The following is a 25,515-nucleotide window of genomic DNA, read 5'->3' on the forward strand; positions in this document are numbered from 1 at the left end:
AGGCGAATTGCCATGTTAATGTTACTCTTCTATCTGGGAAAAGATTCTTATGCCATTGAGAGTTCGAGGGTGGTAGAGGTCATTCCTAGAGTGCCCTTGAGGAAAATTAATCATGTGCCGGATTATGTGGCGGGCTTATTTAATTATCGAGGTAAAATTGCTCCGGTGATCGATCTGTGTCATCTGATTCAGGGAAAACCCAGTGGGGTGAAGTTGAGTACCCGCATTATTATGGTCAATTCCATGACTGAGGATCGGACAATGCCTTATTTGGGATTGATGGCTGAACGAATTATTAAAACTTTGGATAAACCAGATACTGATTTGGTGAATTCGGATGTATATATGAATGTTGCCCCTTATTTGGGGGGGATTATTCTGGATCAAAATGGTATGATTCAGCGCATTCACCTGGATCGGTTATTCACGGATGCTAGACAGTTTTATTTAGCCGCAGCAGGAGAAGTGAACAGGGATGAGCCTAGGGAATATTGAGGGTTTATTGAGTCGGAAAATAGGGATTTCACCCCAGATCGTTGGCTCTGGAAAAATTGCTAAGGTGGCTAGAGATCGTCAACTCGCTTGTGGTTTACCCAGTTTAGAGAGCTATTGCTATTTTTTACAACAGTCCGATCGCGAATGGCAAGCATTCATTGAACATATTGTGGTTCCGGAAACTTGGTTTTTTCGCGATCGCCGCCCATTTGATTTTCTCGCCAATATTCAGGACTGGCAGGACTTCCCAACCTTGGGTTCTCAACCCTTGCGTCTGTTGAGCGTGCCTTGCTCCACAGGAGAAGAACCCTATTCCATGGCGATCGCCCTTTTTGAGGCGGGTTTATCCACTCATCAGTTTACCATAGATGCTGTGGATATTAGCCAACAGGCGATCGCCAAAGCCAAACGTGGAATTTATACCAAGCGAGCGTTTCGCGGAGAACAGAGCATTAGGGGCGATCGCTATTTTCAATCCACCCCAGAAGGTTATCAAGTCATCTCCCCAGTTCGCCAAACCATCAAATTTCACCAGGGCAATCTTTTAGATTATTTTCCCATTTATCACCCTCAATATCATATTATTTTCTGTCGTAACCTCTTGATCTATCTAGAGCCAACTGCCTGTACTCAAGTGTTCAACATTCTAGATCGTCTATTATTGCCAAATGGATTACTCTTTATCGGAGCCGCAGAAACGGGAAAAATTCCCAGCGCTCGATTTACTTCCATTCGTCAACCTCTAACCTTTGCTTATCAAAAAATGAACTCCCCTCGACTTCCTCCTCCTAGGGAGGCGATCGATCTACCCTCATTAATTGTCAACCATAACTTATCTCAAACCCCCGATCATCGGCATTCTAACCCCAAACCTTCATTGAGCCAAACCCAAAACCCTAATCTTCTGAATAGGGACTTAGAATTAGCTCGACAATTAGCAGATGGGGGAAAACTTGACGAAGCCCTAAACCATTGTCAAAACTATTTAATCCGACATAATACTAATGTTGAAGTTTATCTCTTAATGGGGACAGTCCATCAAGCTAAAAGCGAAAATCCTGAAGCAGAACGGTACTTTCAGAAAGCTCTTTACCTGAATCCTAACTGCTATGAAGCCCTGATTTCTCTCTCTTTACTCAAAGAAAATCGAGGAGATCTAATCGGTGCAGAACGCTTAAAACAGCGAGTCGCAAAAATATCACAAACTTCTCTGTAAAAAAAAGGAGTATTTATTTTGAACAGCTTATTAAAAAATCAATCCTTGCAAGGTCGAATCAAAACAGCATTTAACTTTATGGGAGCCTTGATTTTAATCGTCGCCTTAGTCGGTTTTACTTCCACAATTCGCTTAACAACTAATATCAATACCTTAAGTAATAATAGCTTGCCCAGTTTGGTTGGACTGTGGAAAATTAATGAAGGCCAAACCCAAATTGAATCCTCTGAACGCGCTCTCTTAGTGACAGGACTGACAGCTCAAGAACGACAGAGCGAGTTAGAACGTATTGATACAGCTTGGGATCAGATCGAGGAAGGGTTTAACCAATATCAAGTCACCCCTCGCACCGATGAGGAAGAAAGAAATTATCAGAAACTGGTGAGTAACTGGGAAAGATGGCAAAGCGATCATGAAGCTTTTTTGCAACTCAATCAGGAGTTTGAGAGTTTAGGCATTTTCGATCCCTATGCTAGAGCAGCCGAATTACTCGCTCAAGAACCGAATAATCCTGTGGAACTTCGTAGAGTAGAAAATGCCACTAGAATTTTAGAACAGTTACGCGATCGCGCCAAACAAAACCGTACCTCCTTTGAAACTGCCACCGCATCCCTGCTCGAAGCAATCACTATTAACCAAGACACAGCCATTAGAGCCGAAAATAACGCCAAGCAAGCCATTCGCCAATCCCAATTTTTAAGCATCGTTGCTATCATTCTGGGGCCCATCTTGGCTGTGCTATTTGGTCTTTTTCTCAGTAATATCCTGATTGAAAGCTTACAACGTTCTGTCGTCCAAATCACTAGCTCTGCGACCCAAATTGCTGCCTCTGGAAAACAATTAGAAGCCACCGTAGCCGAACAACTCGCATCCACCAACGAAGTTACTGCTACAGCCCAATCTATTGCCAACACCGCCAAAAATCTAGTCAAAACCATGGAACAAGTGGGAGGTATGGCTCAAAATACCGCCATTTCTGCTAATGATAGCCAGAAGGAATTGGTGGAGATGGAAACGGTGATGCGACAACTGGTAGAAGCGACTGCCTCTATCTCCTCTAAACTAGGGGTCATGAATCAGAAAGCCGGTAACATTAACAATGTTGTCATTACGATCACGAAGGTTGCCGATCAAACCAGTCTCCTGTCTCTAAATGCTGCTATCGAAGCGGAAAAAGCCGGAGAATATGGAGCCGGTTTTGCTGTTGTTGCGCGGGAAATTCGCCGACTAGCCAATCAAACCGCCGTTGCTACCCTAGAAATTGAGCAAATTGTCAAAGATATGCAATCAGCCGTTACCGTGGGAGTGATGGAGATGGATAAGTTTAATCACTCGGTTAGCACCAGTGTGGATCGAGTGAGTAAAATTAGTGATGAAGTCGCGAAAGTGATTCATCAAGTCCAAAGTTTACCCCCCCGATTTGAACAGGTGAGTCAACGCATGGAAGAGCAATCGGAAGGAGCGCAACAAATCAGCGAAGCGATGGAGCAACTGAGCCAAGCTTCCCATCAAACGGTGGATGCGCTCAGAGAAACCAATAATGCTTTAGAACAACTCGATGATACAACCCAAGGACTACGCCGGGAAATTTCTGCATAAGTTAATGCGTAATCTCAACTCCCCCATTCCCCCACTCCCCCACTCCCCCATTCCCCCATTCCCCCACTCCCCCACTCCCCCACTCCCCCACTCCCCCACTCCCCGATGATAGAAACTCAGCCAATCGAAGAACATCTAATCTGGTATGACTGCTGGAATCAAATTGGAGTCAGGGGCGATCGCTCCTGCGGTCAATTGGAAACCGTTATCCATTGCTATGAATGCCCCGTTTACACTGAAGCTGGGGACAGCTTACTGGAGAGAGAACCGCCCCCCAATTACCTAGATGAGTGGCGGGATATCCTTGCCGAAACGGCGATCGCCCAAGAAGACATCGAAGGCGATGACATCGTTATCCATACCGTTGACACCATTTCCGTGATTATCTTCCGACTCGGTAATGAACGGTTAGCCCTTCCCGTTAAAATGCTCCAAGAAGTCACCTCTGGCTGCACCATTCAACCCCTACCCCATCGCAGTAATCAGCTATTTTTAGGACTGGTTAACATTCGCGGTGAAATCTTGCTCTGTGCTTCCCTCAGCCATTTATTACACTTAGAAACCACCCTCCTAGAATCCCCCACCAAAACCCAGCGCATGATGGTTGCTGGACAAGGAAGCGATAAGTGGGTGTTTCCTGTCGATGAAGTTCATGGAGTCTACCGCTTCCCCCTCAAGGAATTACGGGATGCTCCCGTGGTCATTACCAAAGCCACCCAAGCCTATACTCAGGGTATTATTCACTGGCAAGGGAAACAGGTGAATTATCTCGATTCTGAATTGCTCTTCTATACCCTCAATCATAAAATTTTGTAGGGGCGAAAAATTTTTCGCCCCTACTCATCCCCCAGACCCATTTTTAATTTTTTCGGCTGTCGCCGACATGAAAATTTTTAATTTTTAATTGACATCATGAGCGGCTACTCAAAACTGGAACTCTTTCGAGAAGAAGTGGAAACTCAAGTCAACTTCTTCAAACCAGTCATTCCTTTACTTAAAACTCAACCCTTACCGAAGCAACAACTGGGGCAAGCGATTCAAGCTGTTCATGCCGTTTGGGGCGCAGCTTGCCTCGTCAAACGGCAAGATACAGCCGATCTAGCGCAACTGCTTAAGGAATGCTTCATTGCTGCTCAAGAGCAAACCGTTGTTTTGAGTGATGAGCAAATCGATCTTTTGCTTCATGCTGGGGATTTACTCTTAGCCTTGAGTCGAGTAGAGGGAGCCGATCTGGAACATTGGATGACTGAGCATTCTTGGGATGTGGGCATTACTCAACGGGGAATTGCTGCATTGTTAGCTTCGCGATCGCCTGAGCCAGAAGCTTCTCTAGACAGCAATAGGGAGATTCGCCCAAGTCAAGAAACCACCCAGACACCCGAACCTCTTCTAGAGAGTCGCGCCGAGTCTGCCCAGCACCCAGATGCTCCAACTGCGCCCAGTGAAGAACCCACCCAGACACCCCAAGCGCCTACCCTAACCCTAACTGGCGATGAGTCGATGATTGACATCTTTCGTTTGGAAGTAGAAGCACAGGTGGCGATCTTAAATGAGGGCTTACTGGCTTTGGAAAGTCATTCTCAATCGACACAAGCTTTAGAGCAACTGATGCGAGCCGCTCACTCGATTAAAGGAGCAGCTCGGATTATTGGACTCGATGCATTTGTGAATCTTGCCCATGTCATGGAAGATTGTTTTGTGGCGGCTCAGAATGGCTCCCTGGTTCTAACTGCCGATGATGTGGATATTTTATTGCAAGGGGTGGATGGGTTGGGTAGTGTTTGTGATATTAGTAATGATGAATTAGCCCGTTGGTTAGCTGGGCAATATTCATCTATAGAAATGACGAGACAACAGGTCAATGGGATTTTAAACCCTGGGGATAGACCCAAAAGCCAGAAGTCAGGTTCGGTGCTGGTTGCTACTCCTGAACCTTCATCTCTGGTGGAATCGGCTCCGTCTTCTCCTTTGCCAGAAGATTCGGGTGAGGGAGCGATCGCCCTGCGGTTATCTGACGGGACGGCTCGTCCAGCCCCTCAACAACAGAGCCATACGAGCGATCGCGTCGTTCGGGTTAGCGCTGAAAACTTGAATCGGATCATGGGATTAGCTGGCGAATCTCTGATTGAAGCCAATTGGCTACAGCCCTATGCTGATTCGATGATGACCTTGAAACGGCGCATGGTACATCTATCTCGTACCCTAGAGCAGTTGGAGGATAGCCTAGGACATGGGATTTATGAGCAGGAAGGCAAGGAACTTTTAGCACAGGCTAGAAGCCAGGAACAGGAATGTCTGGATTTTTTAGGCGATCGCCTAGAAGAACTAGAACTCTATGCCCAACGCACCGCCAACCTCTCCGATCGCCTTTATCGAGAAGTGATCACCTCCCACATGCGTCCCTTTGTCGATGGAGTCCAAGGCTTTCCCCGTATGATTCGCGACTTAGCCCGTAAACTCAATAAACAAGTACGCTTAGAAATTCTCGGTAAAGCCACCCCCGTCGATCGCGACATCCTTAAAAAACTAGAAGCTCCTTTAACCCATATTCTCCGCAATGCCACTGATCACGGCATCGAACCCCCCGCACAACGGATCGCAGCCGGTAAAGCTCCCGAAGGCACAATTCGCCTAGAAGCCTTGCACCGTGGGGGAATGCTGGCGATTACCATTACCGATGACGGCAAAGGCATCGATCCAGAGCAGTTACGCCAAAAAGTCATCAATAAAAATCTAGCCAATGCCGAAATCGCCGCCAAGCTCACCGATACGGAACTGATGGAGTTTCTCTTTTTACCCGGATTTTCCACCGCCCAACAAGTGACCGAAATTTCTGGCCGTGGTGTCGGTTTAGACGTAGCTAAAAGTATGGTGCAGGAAGTTGGGGGAACAGTGCGGGCCATATCCCAGCCGGGGAAAGGAACCAGTTTCCACTTCCAACTCCCCCTGACGCTCTCCGTCGTTCGCACCTTGCTCGTAGAAATTTCCGGCAAACCCTACGCCATTCCCCTAGCTCGCATTGATCAAATTATAACTCTGGACAAATCAGAGATTTCCGAGGTCGAAAATCGCCAATATTTCACCATGAACCAACAGCATATTGGCTTAATTGCTGCCCATCAAGTTCTAGAGTTAGCTCCACCCCTATCTAATTCAGGGGCGTTATCCGTGGCAATCCTCAGTGATGGGCCCCATACTTATGGTTTAGTGGTAGACCAGTTTTTAGGGGAACGGGATTTAGTCGTGCGTCCCCTCGATCCCCGCTTAGGTAAAGTCCCTGATATTAGTGCCACGTCTTTAATGGGAGATGGATCGCCGATTTTAATTGTAGATATCTCGGATATGGTCAGATCTATTGATACCATTCTTAATACGGGGCAACTGATCCGAGTAGGAAATGAAACTCAGAATCTTCCGGGAGACAAGCGCCAACGGGTTTTAGTTGTTGATGATTCGATTACCGTGCGGGAGATGGAGCGCAAGCTTTTGGAAAATCGCGGCTATAAGGTGGATACCGCAGTCAATGGTATGGAAGGATGGAATGCAATTCGCACGAATTCCTATGATTTAGTGATTAGTGATATTGATATGCCCCGGATGAATGGCATTGAATTGGTGAAGCAAATGAAGAGCCATCCCCGTTTATACGATATTCCTGTCATTATTGTCTCCTATCGCGATCGCGAGGAAGACCGAATTCAAGGTTTAGAAGCGGGCGCAGATTATTATCTCACCAAAAGCAGTTTCCATGATGAAACCCTGATTGATGCTGTCATAGACTTAATCGGGCATTGATGGGGATGGGGGGATGGGGAGAAATTGCCTCTTCCCTATTCCCTATACCCTACCCAATTCTAATTTTTGGCTTTACGTGCCATCTCTAAAAAGCCTTTCATGTTGGCTCCAGGACGACGGCGACTCAGAGTTTCCCCTAATCCCGTATTCATATACTTGGTAGCAAACCCTCCTTCTACCACGGGTTGAGCCGGTTTAGTTTGTGCCACCGGTTTCGGCGCTGGTGCGGGTGCAGGTGCAGGCACAGAAGGGGCTTCTGGTTTCGCTGCTTGCTGTGTTGCTTTTCTGAAGGTTTTGGTTTTAGTTTTCTTCGCTGGAGCAGAGGTTTTAGCCGGTGCAGGCGCAGGTGCAGCAGGTGCAGCAGTGGCTACCGGTTTAGTCTCGGTTTTTGGGCTGTCATCAAATTGAATCTGAAAGTTGTCTTTTTTGCCGCCGAGTAAGTTTTTGAGAAATGCCATAGTTAAAAATACTCCCAAGAGTTCTAAGGGTTGATGGGGTAGATAGGGATTGGGTCTATCTATACATCATTAGCTTCTGGACAAATCTTAAGTTTTGTTTGCATCTAGCACAAGATTCATGAAAATTTCTTTACAATTCTTTACAATAAACCGAATTTTTTCAGAACTGTAATGGTTTTGCGGCAATTTTAGGCGATCGCCTGTTACATTCATTTATATTATCCTCAGTTGTGCATCAGCCCATTACCCTTGAGTTACACTCAAAAACTTCATCTCGATGAAAAACTCTTTATCGATCGTGTAGACAGCACCCAAGAGTTAATGAGCGAATCAGAATATCACCGCCAAATTATTAGTCAGCTACCCCTTTCAGCGTCTTAAGATTGAATCGATAATTATGAATCGAGCCACCCCCTGGATCAACCACATTACCAAAACCTGCAACGCTCAACCCTCTCCCTCTCTAAGTGACGGTCACATTGCTGTCAAAACAGAACCCTGGGGATTAGGAGGAGGCAGTGCGATTGCCCAACTCTATCTCCCCCTGAGTCGTCAACAATGCTGGCAAAAAGTCACTAACTATCCCCAATGGGTCAATTATTTTCCCGATATTACCCACAGTCAAGTCTTAGCCAAAAACCAACAACTCTATCAAAAAGGCATCAAAGACTTTATTCTATGGCGTATAGAAGTAGAAATTTATCTACAAATCCGGGAAACTCTCAACCAAGCTATAGAATTCCAACTTCTCAAAGGATCTTTCTCCGAATTTCTCGCCTATCTTCATCTTCAAGACTATCAACAAGGAACCCTGGTCAGCTATGCGGTTCAAGCCACCCCCAACTTTCCCGTGCCTGCACCCTTAATTGAACAAGCCTTGAAGATTGAATTGCCCGCAAATATGCGCCACATGCGCCAAGTGCTTTGTCCCTTAACTGAGGATACGAAATAACAGAAACTGCGTTTTTTGATCGGCATTAAAATTATCATCACTGACCACAATTAAACTGGGACTACCATCTGCAAAATGGGGGCCAAAGGTCATCCCTTCTAGGTTGTCTAGGGAAATACCTAAAGTGTTTAAATCTAACACCAATTGTTTCTGAATCGCCTTCAATTCTCCCAGAGTTCCTCTCAGAGATTGAACATTAGAAATATCAGTGGCTGCTCCGGTAACCCCTTGAAAGAGTTTGCACTGAAAACCCGATAAACCAAAAGAGCGCTCTAGGGTGAGAAAATATCCGGGTTCATCTAGGGCCAAAATTTCCGTTAATCCTTGGGAGATGATACCTGGTTCAGGGGGATCGAGTTCATACAGGTGTTCGGAAACGAGCAGGGGTGGCCCTTCACTGAGAAGATAATGCATCCACCGCGTTCTGCTATTGAATAATTCTTTGGCTTCTGGATCTCGATCTTGGGTTAAGGCTGCTTCTGTGGCAACGAATACCCGCAAGGGTTCCCCTCTCGTGGGAACCGGGCCGATAGGGTTAGTCGTTAAGGACTCAAACCCTAGGTTATTTTGTACCCCCTTTTGTTGCTCCTTTCCGAGAGCATCGGGAATATAGCGCCTAGGAATAGGAAGCTGATTGAGCCATTGTCCGGTTTCCCGGTCATATTCAGCTAGGGCTGGGGGGATCTGTTGGTCGAGTATGCCTTCACTGGCAATGAGTAGGGTTTGGTTGGGGGTGAGGGCTAACCCTTCTGGATCGAGGGTATTTTCTGGATAAAGTGTACCTTCAGGGGTTTTTAAGGGGGTAACGGTTTCTAGGTCGATTTGAAAGGGGTCGAGATTTAGATTAAAGGTATAAAAACGAGTAGGACTGTGGAGACTGCGGTCATCGGAAAGTGCATAGAGGCGATCGCCTAATCGATCGTAGGCGATCGCCGATAACCCGCCGACGATCGTTCCCTCAAACTCTTGTTTCCCTAGGGTTACCTCTCCCACCCATTCCACCGATAAAGGCAAAAATAGCCGCTCTTGGGCGCTCCCTTGAGGCACAGTACAACCACTGAGCAAACCAACGATAGACAGACTCAATAATAACAGGGAAACTAAGAAGCGCTTCATTAGAGCCACACTAAAACCATTCAATACAGGCATCTTAACCGATTGTGCTACTGAATCAATCCGTTGACAACTCTAACCCATAGATTAATCCTATGCCAGATAACAGCACCAAGCCCCTGTATCCTAATTTCTTTCCCACACTGTCCCCAAAATACTTTTATTTAGTTATACTACTAAATAGTAATTAAACTATATAAAAGAGTGAATCCGATGTGGCCTTTAATCTTGACTTTAACCACCAACTTACCTAACCCGAATTCGTTATCTGCGATCGATCCCCCACAAACCCTATCAGAGGTGAAGCCAATGATGCATTCAACCCCTCGTCTAGCTTTGGGCAATCTCAGTTCTTCCGAAACAGAAGGACTACTCTATATGCGAGAAGAGGAAAAATTGGCCCATGATATCTATGTAGCTCTATATAGACGTTGGCAAATGCCCATTTTTGACAATATCGCCCAAAGCGAAACTCGGCATATGAGCGCTGTTCTTAGCGTCCTCAACCGTTATGGACTCAACGATCCCATCGCTGGTAAAAACCCAGGTGTTTTTACCAATCCAGATTTACAAGGATTATACAATTCTCTGCTCAGAACCGGTCAGAGTTCCCTGGCGGATGCCCTCAAAGTGGGTGCAGAAATTGAAGAACTCGATATTGCCGATCTACAAGAGAGGAGCAGTCAAACTGAAAACCCCGATATTAAGCGACTCTATCAGAATTTAGAGCAGGGTTCTCGCAATCATTTACGCTCTTTTGTCTCCACTTTAAATCGTCAAACTGGTGAAACCTACCAACCCCAACATTTACCCATAGAAGAATACAATACCATTGTCAGTTCTGCTCATGAACGAGGACGACAAGGACGCAACCAGGGCAGAAAAGGCTATCGAGGGGGTAGGAGATGGGGATGGGAATAGAAACCGGATGACTCCCCTGGATGCCATCAACTGGGGGGAGACTCATGGGCAAAAGCTTGCAGTTTCACGTAAAACTCAGAAGTCGGTAAAGGGGGCGATAATTGATCGATGGGGTGTTGATGGGAGTCCTCATCGATCTGCTCCGATTCTAAGGCAACGGCGATCGCTCGATCGCCAGTATTTTCGGCTTCTGTAATAGCCTCATCTAGGATCGGTAAACTCTGTTCAGACTCATCCTCATCAGAGACTATATTAACCTCCTGTTGCCGATCTTGGGGAGGTAAATCATAGACAGGAGTGGAAATTTCTATAGCCATCGTTAGATATTCTAAAGGTAATAAATCTTCCGGCAACTTACTACAGACAATTTGTTCAAATTCATGATTAAAATGACAGATAGGTTGTCCTCGTCTTTGCCAAAGCGATAAGATTTGCTCAATAGAAATCATCTTATATCGGCCTTGATATAAAGCTTCCACGATCGCCAACCGCAGCCAATCCCCCTTAAACCGATCGAGCCACCGATAGACACATTCCTGCACCTGATAGCCACATAAATCAAAACTATAGTAAATCAGCAAAGCCGGAACATAGGAGAGCGATCGCATCTCGGAGACACTTCGCCCAGCCGATATGCTCTCCAGAAAAGTAATCCATGGGTTTGCTGATGCCGTCATGGGAGAATGGATAATGGGTACTTAAAAATTAGAAAGATTGAATTACGGTTGGAGTCGCTTGGCGAATATTGGGACTTGAAAAAGACTGACTCACCCCGCTCCAATTAAAATCACCTAAGCGAAATCCAAGAGCAGCTAAACCCAACTCTGGATTATAGCGAAAGGTCACGCCATAAGTGCGGCGACTATATTCAATCATATAATCCGTGCTGATACTTTTACCTGTATCTAGATTAAACCCAGCACGAGCGGCAACGCGAATGGGGCCATAAAGTTGTTGATTAAGTTCTAGCTGTAGAACCCGCACATCCGCCACTCGGTCAAAGCGAAACGGCGATTCTCCCGTGGGAATGAATTGGGAATAGAGCAAACTAAACCCAGTGTAGTCCAGCCAAGAGCGAGAAAAATGGCCAAATTGTCCCTGAAATCCGACTAAACCTTGCACATAGGATTGACTTTCGCCATTACTATAAAATCCGGCCGTTCCGGTCAATCCCGTTAAAAATTGTACATAAGGAACTACGGGTTTAGGGGTATATTTGAGTCCTTCTGTAGGAGTTGCAGGTAAAGGTTCTCCTTTCCACAGAGAAAAGGGACGGCGGACGGTAGCACTGATCTGGGTACGATTTAAGGTTACTCGGTCATTACTCAAATCTGACAAATCCAGTAATTCTAGGCGATCTGTCGGGGCGTAGATGTTTTGGAAACTGGCTTGATAATTCAGAAAAATTCCCGTATCAGCAATGGACTGAATGGGTGAAGCAAAGACGACTCCGACACTGCGATCGACGGTTTGAAAGCCGAGGGAGCCATTATAAAATCGATTGCGATAGGTATATTCGGCGCTTAAGGTATGATTGGCAATTAAGTGTTGCAATTGTACATTAGCCCTAGCTGTATCTCCGGTATTATTGAGTCCTGCTAAACTGACATTCGCTTGCAAATTGGTTTGAGAGGCTAACTTAGCGTCAAAAGAAGCTCGTAAACCGATCCAACTCCAAAACGAATCAGTTCGTAAATCTTCTGCTGATACATTCTCGTCATCTCGGTTATCACTGGAGAAGCCTAGAGCTTGTTGAACCAGGAATTGGGGGGCTAAACGGAGGGCAAAACGGCGAGTTTCAATGATTTCAAAACTGCGTTCAATGAATAGACCGCCCCGATCGCGGCTATCATAGCCTAAGTTGGCGATCGCCGGATCGCGCTCTTCTCGGCTAATGATCAGGCGATCGCGCAACAGGGGAACCCCTACGCGCTGGTCAAACACCAACCGGGGACGAGTCGCTAAAACCTCATCTTCTAGGGGAGAAATGCGCGTTAACTGGGCCCGATCTGCTCGTACCTCCAATTCTGGCGGCGAAAAGGGATCGTTCGTAAACCGAATATTAACCGCTTGCCAACCTTCAGGAGTAAAATCCAACCGTTCGGCCTCAAACCGCACCCGTCGTACCTGTCCCCCTTGTTGAACGCTAGTGTTAGCCCTGTTACTCCCCCCCCCACCAACATTAATAATCACACCTCCCGCATCCCTAACATCCGTGGGCGGTTGTTCTAAGATAATGCGCTCTCCCGGAGGTAAAGCTTGGGAACCCGAGTTATCACCGGTCAAATTAAAATCTGTTCCAGCCGTAGGAATATAGACTACACCCCTCGCCTCTTCAATCGTTCCCGTTCCTTGGACAAAGTTATAGAGAAAGCGAGACCCTAATAAAATTTGTTCGCCACTGACTAAAGAAACATTACCCACCGCTAGAGCCAAACGGTTCATCAGGTTAACCTGTAACTTATCCGATCGCAAAACCGCCTCATCAAAAACCATTTCTACATTACCTTCGGCCGTAAAAATCTGCCGTTGATCGTCAAATTCCTGGCGATCTGCGGTTAATTCAATCACCGACTCTTGACCCGGAGGAGCAATAGGGATTTCGACCGCTTCCGGTTCCGCCTCTTCCACAGGAATCTCCCTTTCTCTAGGAGAAATAGGCTCAGGGAGATCCGGGTTAAGGGGCATAATTTCTGAAGCTGGAAGAGCCTCCATTGCAGGAGTTTGGGCAAGAGTTCCCCGGTTCTCTGATAACCCTTCTTCTATCGACTCAGAAGCTGGGGTAGTTTGCCATGGGGAAATCAGATCGGGAATCGGTGGTAATTCCGGCTCAGTCATCGGTTCCAGACTCGGATCTTTACTCCCCTTGACCTCCCAACTCACCGACAACTCACCCCCTAACGCTGAAGCCTCATTACTCGCCACTAAGCGTTCATCATCGGGAGAAGACAATTCTGGGGGAGAAATGTTAGCATCCATCTCCCCACCCACCCAAGTTAACTGTTCCGGTTCAACAGCCCCCCCGGCTGGAACTGAAACGGCTTCAGGACTCTCTTGAGCTGCGGAAATAGCCATGGGTGCAGGAGCTGCCCAATCTAGTCCTTCAGTTGACTCGGCAATACTGACACTTTGATGGGGAATAGCATGAACAACCGGCGGAAGTTGAGGGGGGACAGGATAAGGCATAGATTCTACAATTCACTCCAACACCTTGCCCAGTATAGCGCTACACGCTAGGGTCTAGATCTAGAGGAAATTTGCAACATTTAACCTATTCTTCAATCAACAGGGCAATTTTGCCGATCATTGAACCTTTTTCCAAGAGTTCATGGGCGGCTGAGGCATGTTTGAGGGCAAAGGTTGTGCCCAAATGGATTTTTAAATCTCCGCGATCGATCAAACGGGCGCACTGCTGAAGAATTTTGGCTTGATCTTGTTGGGCAGAGACTAAACCTTGCAGCATAGGGGTGAGCATTAATTCTAAACTAATGCTTAGATTCCGATCTCTGGCAATTTTCCAGTGGGTATCAGCCGCCGGAGCAAGAATACTAACCAAATGGCCATAAACCCGGACGGCGGGAAAAGTTTGGGCAAAGGTTGACCCGCCGACAGTATCGAAGGCAACATCAACCCCTTCTCCTGATGTCCAGTTGAGGGTTTCTTGCACCCAGTCCGTATCTTTGTAAAAGATGGCTCGGTCTGCCCCTAGGGATTGGACAAACTGGGCTTTTTCTGGGGAGCTGACTGTGGTGCAAACCGAGGCCCCTTGAAGTTTGGCCAGTTGCACCGCCACATGGCCGACTCCTCCTGCACCGGCATGGATGAGAACCGTTTGCCCCGGTTGCAGCCGGGCGCGGTCATAGAGGGATTCCCAAGCGGTAATTAATACTAGGGGTGCGGCCGCCGCTTCGGCAAAGCTAAGGGAGGCGGGTTTGTGGGCAACAAAGCGTTCGTCAATGGTGGCCCATTGGGCGTAGTTTCCCGGATGCCCGCCGAGTCCAGCGTTGCAAAAATAGACGGCATCACCCACTTTAAAGTTTTGTACTCCTGAACCGATCGCCTCGACCATGCCCGCCCCATCACAACCGAGAATAGCGGGCATTCGATCAGGGTAAAACGTTCCTCGCTGGCGCAGTTTGGTGTCAATGGGATTGACTCCCGCAGCTTTGAGGCGAACCAGCAGTTGCCGATCGCCCTCAAGTTTAGGTTCGGGCACATCCTGGAGTTGTAGCACCTCGCTGCCTCCAGAAGCGGTCATGACAATGGCTTTCATCAGTTCCTCCGAATGATTAATGATGGGAAACTAGAACTCCGGGTTCTTTTTGAATGGGTAAAACATTGATGCTGTCGAGTTGGGCGCAATACTCAATATCTTCCATACCATTTAAACCGAGTAAGCGCTTGCCATGACTGGCTTGTTGCAGCAGATCCACTAAGGTTTCTTGCCATTGGCGATAGAGGGCTACAGAGGCGATTACCTCATCATTGACTTCCGAGACAGGAGAAGCGAGGGTAAATTCCGTTAACAAGCTATGGGCGATCGCCCCAGCACACACCGTATCTTCTAAGGAGAAACTCCCTTCCCATCCCGATCCAATAATCCAGATACTCTCCGGTTGGTGGCTAGTAATATAGTTCACCACTGACTGACGATTAATTAAGGCTCCGGTAATAACAGTTGGGGCTGCTTCCACTCGTTGTAGAGCGCGAGTACCATTGGTTGTACTCATAAAAATACGCTTTTCTTTGACCACCTCTGGCGTACAGCTTAAGGGAGAATTGCCCAGATCGCATCCTTCCACCTTTGCCCCACCGCGCTCTCCAAACCGCAGGCGCTGGTCTTGGGGCCATTGGCTACTCACATCCATTAGCTTTTGCATATCGCTAAAGACTTGTACCGCTTCTGCCCCAGCGTAGAGAGCTGTGGCAATGGTTGTCGTGGCTCTGAGAACGTCAACGGCGATCGCGCATTCGGGCAAACGATCGGTAGGGGTTAATTCGGGCGTATGGTAAACAAAGAGTTTCACAACCTAACCTGGAGTTTTTCAGTAAGAGTCAACATCCCATTGTAGAATTCTTTGAACCCTTCCCCGATAAATCTTAGGCAGATATCTATTGTTAAACTCAATGGTGATTAATGAGAAAGCAATTGTACACTGGGAAGAAACCCCTAGAGCATTTATGCTTGCTAAGGAACAAATTTGCTGGTCTGTAGGAGTGTCTATGTTTAGTTGGTTCGTTCTGCTCTTGTTTGCCTTCGATGGTCTGCTGTGGGCAGAGTGGATGAATACTCTCGATCGGTTGAGCTGGCTGAGTCTAGGCTGGGGCTTACTGGCGATCGCCTCCGTGGAGTGCGTCCGCGATACTTATCATGCCCTAGCCCATGTCTGGAAACCCCTCTACCGCTTGCATGTATGGCATCATCGCGTATTTCGCCCCGATTTAAACCCAGTCAGTACAGACATTTATCAAAAGGCCCATTGGTACAATGATGTACCAGAAAGCTTGGTCATGCTCGTCTCGGCGAGTTTAGGATTGATTGGTGCTGTATATTTCAACGATCAGCTTTGGGGAGTAGGAGCTGCCATCATCTATTCAGCGACCTTTCTATTGACTGCCATGGGGCGCGGTACAGGCATTCCCGGAATGGAGAAATGGACAGACTCAACCCACCGTCCGGGGGCATTTGATGCCATTCCCAGTCACACCCTCGTCAATCGCAGTTATCATTGGCGGCATCATTTTGATAATCAGAATGCTTATTTTTGCGGCACATTTACATTCTTGGATCGGATTATGGGAACAGCTTTATCTTTGAAGGGGAAAACCGTAGCAGTAACCGGTGCTTCTGGAGCCTTGGGGCGATCGCTACTTTATCAATTACATCAACAAGGGGCAAAACCCATCGCCCTCACCTCTGGAACCTCAGAGATTGAAATTACAGTTAACGATCAACAAGTGGCTATCCCTACCCTCCCTTGGCAAGTCGGGAAAGAGTCCGAACTACAAGAGCATTTACAAAAAATTGATATCCTGATTCTCAACCATGGCATTAATGTTCATGGCGATCGCACCCCAGAGGCCATCGAACAATCCTATCAAGTTAACGCCTTCTCCACTTGGCGCTTAATGGAACTCTTCCTCAACACCATACACACCAACCGAGATATGGCCTGTAAAGAAATTTGGGTCAACACCTCCGAAGCCGAAGTTTCTCCCGCCTTTAGTCCCTTGTATGAACTCAGCAAGCGCACCATCGGCGATCTAGTCACCCTGCGCCGTCAGGATGCCCCTTGTATTATCCGCAAACTCATATTAGGCCCCTTCAAAAGTAACCTCAATCCCATTGGAGTATTATCTCCCCAATGGGTCGCTGCACAAATTATGCATCAAGCCAAAGCCGACAGTCGCAATATTATAGTCACCATCAACCCCATTACCTTTTTAGCTTTTCCCCTTAAAGAAGGAATTCGTTCCTTATATTTCCAACTCTTTACTCAAAAATCCCCCGAACTCAATCTCGACCCAGAAACAGAACAACAAAAGACCTGAGCCAACCAAGGGGTTAGTTTAAGCCGCACCTTTTTTCAGAGCCACAAGTAACTGTTGTAACTGCTTGTGATTGAAAGAAGCCATCAACACTTGAGCCGCCGCTTGAGGTTCTAGACTAATGGCTACTCGTTTAGCCCTTGCGGATGCCGCTAATTGAGCCAATTCAGGAGAAGGCTTGACCTCTTGAGTCCGACCCACATTAATTAACTCTGAAGCTATTTTTAACTCCTTAATCACCAAAGGGGCTAAAGTTTCATAGGAGGCTTGGGTATTAGCAATCGCCGTTTGCGCCGTTTCTACCAAAGAGATCCATTCCCCTGATTGCTCATCCAAATTCAAAAGCCCAGTACAAATTTCCTCCAATTGCTGACGATTCGTGGGGGTCGTCTTTTGCTTAAACACTTGCAACATTTCTCGCAAAACGCGGGTAACTTGATGCGGAAAATCAGAACTGGTGACCGGTGCAGGCGCAGGCGCTTTCTTCGGAGGGGGAGGCGTGACATCTTCCGCAATTCCCGGCCCGCCCTTATCAAGACTTTCTAGATGGGCTTGCAGTTGTAACAAACGCGGTTCAGCTTCATCTAGGATCTGTTTCGCTTCATCATCCCGAAGTCCAAAAGGCCCCTGCACTCGTTCGAGCAAATCTCGCAGCACATCAAAGCCACTGAGAAACAAATTTTCTAGCTTATGGTCAACTGCAATCTTCGGATTTTCTTTAAGGATCTTAAAACTATCCTCAAGTCGGTGAGAGGTTTTCTGAATACTGCTAAAGCCCAACATAGCCGCGCCCCCCTTAACTGAGTGGGCAGCCCTGAATAATTCATTCAGACTTTCTTGATCTTTCATGGTGGACTGGAGGTCTAACAGTCCTTGTTCAATCGTATCGAGATGTTCCTTAGCTTCTTCGAGAAAATAACCGACAATTTGTGAATTAGCACTCATGGCGATCGCCCCCAAAACAATAGAATAAATCTGAAGCTCTCAACTTGGTACTCCCATGTTACCAACTCAGTGTACAATCGGAGCCGAAATCATCCAGGATGCAACGGGCCATAGGGCCCCACCCTTAAGAACCCATGACTGATACCGCCCTCGATCAATTTTGGCATCTCGTAAGCAGTGCATTAACCCTCAACCCAGAAGCCTTTGAACTCATCAATACCTTACCGTTAGGGGGACGAGTCGCCCTGCTAGTGGTACTGGCTGCGGGCATGGCTCAGGCTATCGGTCAATCGATTGTTCTCTACATTAACCAAGTTAAACCGATTCGCTTTGGCTTAAGCTTAACCTTTGCCGCCTTTTTATTTGCGATCGCCTATGGATTTTGGTCTCTAAGCATTTGGTTTGTCGGTAACCTCATCTTTAGCCTCAACCTCGAATTTGGGGAAGTAGCCCCCATCATTGGACTCAGCTATGCCCCTCAAATGCTGGGTTTCCTCGTCGCCATCCCTTACCTAGGCGTACCCATCGGCGTAATTCTCTCCATCTGGAGTTTCCTAGCCGTTATCGTTAGCTTTGAGAGCCTCACCCAACTCGACACCTGGCCCGCCTTTAGCTGCGCCGTTTTAGGATGGCTATTCCACCAACTATGCCAGCGTACCATTGGCCGTCCCATCACCGCCCTCGGACATTGGCTGATGAATACAGTCGCTGGCACTCAACTGGTTCTTAGTAAAGCCGAACTCCAAAACCGAATCAGAGCCGGATATCAAGGTCGGAAAAAAGCCAATTGGGTCACAGAAAAATCCCAATCAACCTCCTCAAAAACATCACTACCCGGCTACACCAAAATCCTGATCGCCATCTTCATTGGTATCATACTATCCTTCCTACTTTCCCCCTCATCCTATCAACTCCTAGCCAATTGGTATAATTCCTTAAGTAAAACCCTTGATTTAATATTTGATCTGAGTATTATTAGTTTTATCGCCCTAGGCTTTGCCATCATCCTCACCCCCACCGAAAGCCTCGGATGGTGGGCTGGCTGGTATGGCGATGAAGAACTCAGCTATCCCGGAACCCCCGTTCGTCAAGCCTCCACTTCTACAAAAATATCCCGCTATGTCATTTATTTAGATGGCATATCCCAAGGAACCTACGAATACTTACCCGATGTCGAACAGCTCCTCAATCGTTTAGCCGATAAAGTTCCCGACAATATCCTCATTGTTAAAGGGATTATGCCCTATTCGGTTACCAATCGCTCCTTAACCGAAAATCGTCCCTTCGCCTTCTTCTGGCGCATTATTGACACCATTAGACTCAAAACTCCCGATAGTCCCATTGGTTTTATCGTCAATGTTCGTAATATTGTAGCCGTAGCCGTAGCCGCCGACCCTCGTTATGGCCCCATTCAAAACCAAGGACTGGCTCAAGTTTTATTCGAGAGTCTGATTAACTTTGGCTATCAAGTAGAGAGCAAAACCCCGATTACCCTAATTGGCTATAGCGGTGGTGGACAAATGTCTATGGCGGCAGTTTCCTATCTCTATGGAGCCACAGCAGCACCAATTGAAGTCATTTCTCTAGCAGGCGTAATTAGTGGAAACACTGGAGCGATGGAAGTCGAGCATCTCTATCATCTAGTGGGAGAAAAGGATAATGTGGAGCGCTTGGGGCCAGTTCTGTTTCCGGGACGTTGGCCCCTAATGGTGCAATCGAATTGGAATCGGGCGAAACGTCGCGGCAAAATTAGCTTGATTAATTTGGGGCCTGTGGGCCATGATGGGCCGACGGGGCCGTTAGATGATTATACTTTCTTACCTGATGGGCGCAGCTACTTAGATCAAACCGTGGATTTAATGACCGGTATCCTCTTAGAAGATTGGACAATGGGCACAAATCCCCATGAAGTGGCGATGAGTAATTATCAGCGCTATCGGAGTGTGTTATTTAATCAACCAGAGACTTATCCGTTCTATTATCCCCTGGAGCAAACAGTTAATCGCCAGTTGTATAAACCAGTGGGGACTTGGATGGGACGGCTATTACTGCCAAAAGCGAATCAACGGCAGCGCCTGCGCGGAGTTTTGTTTGAAGTTCACCATACGGAAGAAAGATATCAATATTTGATCGGTCAAGTAGTAAATTTACGCTGGAGTGACGATCCAGCCGATGCCGCTTTGTTCCAGGAAGTGACCAAAGATGTACATTTTGTCGATCAGGTGCGGGTGAGCAAACAGCAGGGTAATGTCCATCCCGATCGCCTCAATCATTGGTTAGCGGTCACCCCCTTAGAGTCATTAGCCGGTGCAAGACCAGTAGATGACGTACTGGTGAAATTATCAGGGCCGGTGGTCGTGCTGGAAGAGGTAGGATTACGTCCCACCCTCGTCATTCGCCGGGAACCCGTGCAAATTTCCGGTCGCTTCCAAGGATTCGTCACCATTTTAGGCCCCCTGGGGGATGACCGCTTCCAAGTGAAGCATTATAATCCCCAGTCGGGACGCTTTGACGGCCCAGAGGAACCCGTTTATATTCCCTCTGTGGTAGCCGATCGCAATGGGGTCTTTCCCTCCACTAACTATCAGCTCGAACTCTCCCCAGTCAACTCCCAAGGATGGCGAATTACGGGAGCCAAAAACGATCGGGGGGAATTTGTGGTGCTTTCCTTGGCTCCAGCGAGTCTGTTTACAGTAACTGCCGATCGCATGATTGAAGGGAAACGGGACACCCAACGCTATATTGACCGGGACTGTTGGGCCAATTTAGCCACCAAAAAAGGCACAATTTCTAAAGTGCTATTGGTGAATGACCCCAATCAAGCCAGTTTAAGCAATCGGGGCATTTATGCGGGCGATCGCCTCTTACTGATTCATCTCTATGGTGGCATTGGCGGCCAAAAAGCTGAATTTGCCCCCATGGGCATCTTCTTTGGCCATTTTGCCTATGGGATCGCCCATGTGGTAGAAGATCCCTTTACCGGTATGCTGAAATTTGAGATTGAATATCGGCAAATCTATACCCATAACACCGATGGCATTATTGCCGGTTCCTTGTCTTGGGAACGCTATAGCGGCGATCGCCAATGGGGATGGATGGGATGCCGTCCCATTGGCGATACATTGATTAAGTATAGTCCCTTGACCGATGACTATAACTTTGACGGCCTGCGCTTTTCCGTTCTCGATAACATCATCCTCGAATTAGACATTATGGCCGCTCGTTACCGCATTGGCGATGGTACAGGAACCACCTTTGTCACCCCCATCAATTCCTGCTCTCAAGATTCATCTCAAGCCTTATATCGGGCGATCTCCCGGACAGTAGAGCAGTTCCAGGGACAATCGGAAATTCAACGGTGGTTAGAAGCCAATCCTAACCACGAGCAAAGTCAACGGTTTGGGCAGCTTGTGCAATTGGGCCCCCACTTAAAGCAACAGTTGGCTCCCTTAAAGATTGTCAGGGAAGATTGGCGATCGGATCGGGACACTTTGGGACAATTTGCCATCGAGCAACCCGCAAAAATGATCTATAGTACCTTAGCCAGTTGGCGATCGCTACTACCCAAACTAGCCCATGATGCAGTCACCAAAACCTTCCTCGATCGCGGAGCCGTCTGTTGGATGCTCCGCACCAATCAAGTCGGGGGATTCGATCCGGACATTGAACCCGTTGCACCCACCGATTTTGGCTTAGGGTGACAACCTTCCACCCCTAACCAATCGGGCAGTCCCCGGATAAACCCCATGAAACCAGCGACTTCCAGAGTGGGGCGATCCTACGCGCCTTGGAGAGGCTTCTGTAGTCCCCTCGCCCTACTGGGTTAGCTCAGTAACCGTTTGCTGAAGTTGGGCGATCGCCTGTAACTGGCGATCGTTAGCCGATTGAATCCCCCCAATCCCCTCTTGCAGTCGCGCCACTTTTTCTCCATATTGGGCCAATCGATCCTGTAGAGGTTGGAGCATTTGCTCATAAATTCCCACTTTACCCCTCGCTTCTAACCAGCTTTGCTCTTGCCCCGCCAAGGTTTTCTCCAACTCCTTAATCTGATTGCGCTTCTTTTCTTGCTCGGCCATTTGGCTATTTACCAGTTCCTGGGCTGCCCGAATCGCCCCTTGGATCTGGCTAATTTCCCCCTCCATCCCTTGCACCTGCTCTAACAGGAACAGTCGTTGACTCTGGGCCCCCTCCAAAACCGGGCCAAAATCAAGCAGGGCCTCTTGACCCGGTTCGGCTGGAAAGCCTTGTCGTTGGCGGAGAATACTCTCATGGACTTTAAATACTACTTCTCGCTCCGCCAAATTCCGACGAGAACCCACCAACGATTCATTCAGGAAATCATAACTTTCTTGCTCGCTTGCCAACTCTGTCTCTAAACTGAGGCGATCGTACTCACTCGCTTGTTGGATCTTCTGCTTCAGTTCATCAATCGCCTCCAACTGAAAACGTAACTCCTCCTCCTGATCCCTCACAAACCCCGAAGCCCGTCTCAGGTCTTCCTCCAATTCCCCCACCCGTTCTTGTAGCTCATCAATGGGCATATTCTCCAGCGCCTGCCGATCCACCGTCACCGTCGGTATACCCGCCGCATCCGACAACTGCCGAATCTCTTCACACAACCGCTCCGTCTCGCTTAATCGACCTTGCATCTGGGGCAATAAATCCCGCTTGAATTGCAACAGACTCTCTTGAGTCCTCAAATCAAATTGCGCCCTTTCCAGAACCCCTTGCGCCTCATTCCACTCTTGCCAACGGCCATCAATCCTAATCCTTAAATCATTCACCTCCCCCTCCAGTTGACTCCTTTGCCCCTTCGACTCCTCCAGTCTTTGCCAAAGATCGTCAAGCACCTGCTGCTGTTCAGAGATAGCCGCCGTCATTTGCCCCACCGCCTCGCGCAGGGTTTCCGTCGGCGCTACAGCCTCTGACAATGACTGTAAAGACTGGCGAATTTGGCTCGCTTTCTCGTCATCCAGAACCGTTGCCGCCGACAGTTCCCCCTTCAGCTCCTCCAGCCGTTCTTGCTCCCCTCGCAAATGGGCCCAAGCTCCTTCCAATTCCTGGCTTTTGCGTTCAAACTCCTCCCGTTGTCGCTGGGCTTCCTCCGATAACCGCTCAATTTCCCCCCGTTTCTCCTCCAGTTTTTCCGCCTCCTCCTCCAACTGAACCAGCTCATCCTCTCGCGCCACTAGCTCCATTTCCCGGCGATTCAACTCCTGAGCCTGAAACGTCAGGGACTGTTTCCATTGCTCTATCTCCTCTTCTTGGCCTTCAAACTTACCTTGAAGGGTAGAAAACTTCTGCAAAATTCCAATCAAAGGACGAGCCGCATCTTGAGGGGGGCGTTGAATCTTCTTATTCGCCACCTCTACCAAAACCAGCGCTCCATCTTTCAAGGTTCCCGGTTCTGCCAGTTCAATCAATTCTTCCGAGACCGAACTCCAATTCTGTTCGCTGCGCTGACACGCCAGCAATTTAATCATGGTTTTATTACCCATGAACCCCTTTTGGATTTGCACTTCCGCTAAATAAAGCACGCTGATAGTCCTCGTTTATGCGTCCATCAATCAACCGATCCTGGGGTAAAGTATCCCTGATCTTTACTTTAATTTTGACTGCTCTAGCCAAAATAGGAAAACTCCCTGCCTAGGTTGACCTTGACCTCATCCCTGAAATTGGGCATCAGGCAGAGGTTTTTTAGCCATTTTATTACAGTCAATGTAACCTGGGCCTGTAATCCCTCCGAGTTGTGAATGGGGGCCCACCAACCGCTTAACAAAACTTATTACTCTCTGAGGGCCCAATTACCCACTCCCCGTTAGCCATTAACCAGGATAAGCTAAGGGATAATTATCCAGTTTATTTCCCATTGCCATTAGTTTAGCTTAAAACTCACCACCCGTTATTAACCGCCTTCTCTTATTCTGAGGGCCAGGGGAATACCTGCCATCGGTAGGACTTACAATAGCATTAGGGCAGTGGGTTCTAGTTTGAGGATTCAGCCTGGATTCAAGCGATAGCGGCATGTAACCAACGTAATGAACACCTAATGCAGGGACAGTTAAGCGAGATTGATATTCGCAGCATTTTCCAACTCATTGAATTGGGACAGCGCACCGGAGAATTGTGTGTTGAGAGCTATAGTCCTCAACCCCATTTTCATCGCCGCGAACCCCCCCAACGTCTGACCCCTCAATGTTGGTTTGTCTTTTTTGCCAATGGCAAAATCATCTATGCGGGTTCAGACGCAGACAGCTCATTAGTACGCCTGCATCACCATCTCCATCACTATGGAGTCACCGCTACCCTCGATCCGATTAAGGTTCCCACGATTGCGGCTACCAATGCTCCTGAATACGGTTACCTATGGGCGATGCTGGAAAACCACAGTCTCACCCCCGCCCAAGGAAGAAGTATTATTAGAAGCATGGTTCAAGAGACCCTCTTCGATCTGTTCTCCCTCCATAATGGATCGTTTATGTTTGAACTCGGCCCTCCCTTAGCCCCCCAACTGATTCCCCTAGAAATTGGCCCCTTAGTTACCAAAGTTCTTAAACAAGTTCAAGAATGGAATCAACTCCATCCTCACATTCAATCTCCCGATCAATGTCCAGTCCTCTGTGATGCCCAAGAACTCAGCCAAAACCTGAATGAAAAGCGATTTAAGATACTCGTTTCTTGGGCGAACAAACAAACCTCCATCCGCCAAATTGCTCGTTATTTAAATGGGGATATGCTCACCGTTGCCAAAGCCATGTATCCTTTTGTGCTAAAAGGTTGGGTGCAATTGGCTTATCTGAGCGAACCCGACCCGGATTGGATGCCGGAAGAACTGAAGCCAGTTCGTCCTCCCCGTGTGGTTTTTATAGATGATGGGGTAGCCTTATGTAAAGCCGTTGAACAGATTCTCAAAACCAGTGGTTATGAAGTTGCAGGGATTACTAATCCTCTTAGGGCCTTGAGTTTGGTGTTTCAACTCAAGCCCGACTTGATTTTGTGTGATATTGCTATGCCAGAATTGGATGGCTATGAGATCTGTGCTATGTTGCGGCGATCGAGCCTATTTCGGCAAACTCCCATTGTTATGCTCACGGGCAAAGATGGGTTTATCGATCGCCTGAAAGCGCGGATGGTCGGAGCAACGGACTATCTCACCAAGCCCTTTGGCCAAGGGGAATTGTTAATGGTGCTGGAAAAATATATTGGAAAAGGAGGAGGTGCTGATCCTTCACCCGATCGCATTCTGGATGATGAGATCGCCTTGGAACTGGACTTAGACCCCCTAACTCCTCCCTCTGGAGACACGACCAACCCCAGCAACTCGTTTCCCCCTCTCGCACAGTCCTAAAAAATTGATTCAGTCTCCAGAGATGCCCCTTTATTCGATAAATTAGAGATACTTGAACAAATGGGCCCATAGTCTCGTTCGTTAGACCATCAAACCCAAAATCTAGGACACGATAGCCAAGGTG

The 25,515-nt window shown here is 47.7% G+C and carries 19 protein-coding genes; 11 read left to right on the top strand and 8 right to left on the bottom strand.

What is annotated here, in order from left to right; translation table 11 throughout:
• Positions 1 to 12: 12 nt before the first annotated feature.
• The 5 genes from AC3FZD_RS13105 to AC3FZD_RS13125 all read left to right on the top strand — a co-directional run bounded on the left by AC3FZD_RS13105 (position 13) and on the right by AC3FZD_RS13125 (position 7,105).
• Complete coding sequence (locus tag AC3FZD_RS13105; protein ID WP_488736459.1) at positions 13 to 495, top strand: chemotaxis protein CheW; 483 nt, start codon at positions 13 to 15, stop codon at positions 493 to 495.
• Positions 476 to 1,711: a CheR family methyltransferase gene (locus AC3FZD_RS13110; protein WP_488736460.1), complete on the top strand. Its 1,236-nt coding sequence runs from the start codon at positions 476 to 478 to the stop codon at positions 1,709 to 1,711. Before AC3FZD_RS13105 ends, AC3FZD_RS13110 begins: the two co-directional genes overlap by 20 nt.
• Before the next feature lie 18 nt (positions 1,712 to 1,729).
• Positions 1,730 to 3,310: a HAMP domain-containing methyl-accepting chemotaxis protein gene (locus AC3FZD_RS13115; protein ID WP_488736461.1), complete on the top strand. Its 1,581-nt coding sequence runs from the start codon at positions 1,730 to 1,732 to the stop codon at positions 3,308 to 3,310.
• Positions 3,311 to 3,415: 105 nt separating this feature from the next.
• The gene (locus AC3FZD_RS13120; RefSeq protein ID WP_488736462.1) at positions 3,416 to 4,126 is read left to right on the top strand and encodes a chemotaxis protein CheW; all 711 of its coding nucleotides are present in this window, start codon (positions 3,416 to 3,418) and stop codon (positions 4,124 to 4,126) included.
• A 96-nt stretch (positions 4,127 to 4,222) separates the two neighbouring features.
• On the top strand, positions 4,223 to 7,105 hold the full coding sequence (locus AC3FZD_RS13125; protein ID WP_488736463.1) for a response regulator: 2,883 nt from the start codon (positions 4,223 to 4,225) through the stop codon (positions 7,103 to 7,105).
• Between the two features lie 59 nt (positions 7,106 to 7,164).
• On the opposite strand, the gene AC3FZD_RS13130 is transcribed toward AC3FZD_RS13125, so the two are convergent.
• Positions 7,165 to 7,563: a hypothetical protein gene (locus tag AC3FZD_RS13130; RefSeq protein WP_488736464.1), complete on the bottom strand. Its 399-nt coding sequence runs from the start codon at positions 7,561 to 7,563 to the stop codon at positions 7,165 to 7,167.
• 249 nt (positions 7,564 to 7,812) lie between these two features.
• On the opposite strand from AC3FZD_RS13130, the gene AC3FZD_RS13135 reads away from it, so the two are divergent.
• Together AC3FZD_RS13135 and AC3FZD_RS13140 are read left to right on the top strand one after the other, a co-directional pair.
• Positions 7,813 to 7,944 carry a hypothetical protein gene (locus tag AC3FZD_RS13135; protein ID WP_488736465.1) on the top strand — a complete coding sequence of 44 codons (132 nt, stop codon included), beginning with the start codon at positions 7,813 to 7,815 and terminating at the stop codon, positions 7,942 to 7,944.
• Positions 7,945 to 7,960: 16 nt separating this feature from the next.
• A complete protein-coding gene (locus AC3FZD_RS13140) occupies positions 7,961 to 8,515 on the top strand; it encodes an SRPBCC family protein (RefSeq protein WP_488736466.1) in 555 nt (184 codons plus the stop codon).
• Here the strand turns inward: AC3FZD_RS13140 and AC3FZD_RS13145 are convergent.
• The gene (locus AC3FZD_RS13145; RefSeq protein ID WP_488736467.1) at positions 8,495 to 9,664 is read right to left on the bottom strand and encodes an esterase-like activity of phytase family protein; all 1,170 of its coding nucleotides are present in this window, start codon (positions 9,662 to 9,664) and stop codon (positions 8,495 to 8,497) included. The two genes, AC3FZD_RS13140 and AC3FZD_RS13145, sit on opposite strands and share 21 nt — an antisense overlap.
• A gap of 177 nt (positions 9,665 to 9,841) precedes the next feature.
• Here AC3FZD_RS13145 and AC3FZD_RS13150 point away from each other — a divergent pair, with 177 nt between their 5' ends.
• Positions 9,842 to 10,549, top strand: a complete 708-nt coding sequence (locus AC3FZD_RS13150) for a DUF2202 domain-containing protein (RefSeq protein ID WP_488736468.1) — start codon at positions 9,842 to 9,844, stop codon at positions 10,547 to 10,549.
• Positions 10,550 to 10,575: 26 nt separating this feature from the next.
• Here the strand turns inward: AC3FZD_RS13150 and AC3FZD_RS13155 are convergent, their stop codons facing one another.
• From AC3FZD_RS13155 to AC3FZD_RS13170, 4 genes are all read right to left on the bottom strand, one after another.
• Positions 10,576 to 11,226, bottom strand: a complete 651-nt coding sequence (locus AC3FZD_RS13155) for a hypothetical protein (RefSeq protein WP_488736469.1) — start codon at positions 11,224 to 11,226, stop codon at positions 10,576 to 10,578.
• Positions 11,227 to 11,254: 28 nt separating this feature from the next.
• A complete protein-coding gene (locus AC3FZD_RS13160) occupies positions 11,255 to 13,735 on the bottom strand; it encodes a DUF3769 domain-containing protein (RefSeq protein ID WP_488736470.1) in 2,481 nt (826 codons plus the stop codon).
• 85 nt (positions 13,736 to 13,820) lie between these two features.
• On the bottom strand, positions 13,821 to 14,822 hold the full coding sequence (locus tag AC3FZD_RS13165; protein ID WP_488736471.1) for a zinc-dependent alcohol dehydrogenase family protein: 1,002 nt from the start codon (positions 14,820 to 14,822) through the stop codon (positions 13,821 to 13,823).
• A gap of 16 nt (positions 14,823 to 14,838) precedes the next feature.
• Positions 14,839 to 15,576, bottom strand: coding sequence for a 2-phosphosulfolactate phosphatase family protein (locus AC3FZD_RS13170; RefSeq protein ID WP_488736472.1), 738 nt, complete (start codon positions 15,574 to 15,576; stop codon positions 14,839 to 14,841).
• 274 nt (positions 15,577 to 15,850) lie between these two features.
• Here AC3FZD_RS13170 and AC3FZD_RS13175 point away from each other — a divergent pair, with 274 nt between their 5' ends.
• Positions 15,851 to 17,101 (top strand): bifunctional sterol desaturase/short chain dehydrogenase, encoded by a 1,251-nt coding sequence (locus tag AC3FZD_RS13175; protein ID WP_488740340.1) that lies wholly within the window; start codon positions 15,851 to 15,853, stop codon positions 17,099 to 17,101.
• A gap of 18 nt (positions 17,102 to 17,119) precedes the next feature.
• Here AC3FZD_RS13175 and AC3FZD_RS13180 read toward each other — a convergent pair whose 3' ends face one another.
• Positions 17,120 to 18,043, bottom strand: coding sequence for an Hpt domain-containing protein (locus AC3FZD_RS13180; protein WP_488736473.1), 924 nt, complete (start codon positions 18,041 to 18,043; stop codon positions 17,120 to 17,122).
• Between the two features lie 134 nt (positions 18,044 to 18,177).
• Here AC3FZD_RS13180 and AC3FZD_RS13185 point away from each other — a divergent pair, with 134 nt between their 5' ends.
• A complete protein-coding gene (locus AC3FZD_RS13185; protein ID WP_488736474.1) occupies positions 18,178 to 21,744 on the top strand; it encodes a Yip1 family protein in 3,567 nt (1,188 codons plus the stop codon).
• A gap of 114 nt (positions 21,745 to 21,858) precedes the next feature.
• Here AC3FZD_RS13185 and hmpF read toward each other — a convergent pair whose 3' ends face one another.
• Positions 21,859 to 23,580 (bottom strand): pilus motility taxis protein HmpF, encoded by a 1,722-nt coding sequence (hmpF, locus tag AC3FZD_RS13190; protein WP_488736475.1) that lies wholly within the window; start codon positions 23,578 to 23,580, stop codon positions 21,859 to 21,861.
• 512 nt (positions 23,581 to 24,092) lie between these two features.
• Between hmpF and AC3FZD_RS13195 the strand changes: the two genes are divergently transcribed.
• A complete protein-coding gene (locus AC3FZD_RS13195) occupies positions 24,093 to 25,391 on the top strand; it encodes a response regulator (RefSeq protein WP_488736476.1) in 1,299 nt (432 codons plus the stop codon).
• Positions 25,392 to 25,515 lie beyond the last annotated feature (124 nt).

The organism is Roseofilum sp. KMC-1, from assembly GCF_057802075.1.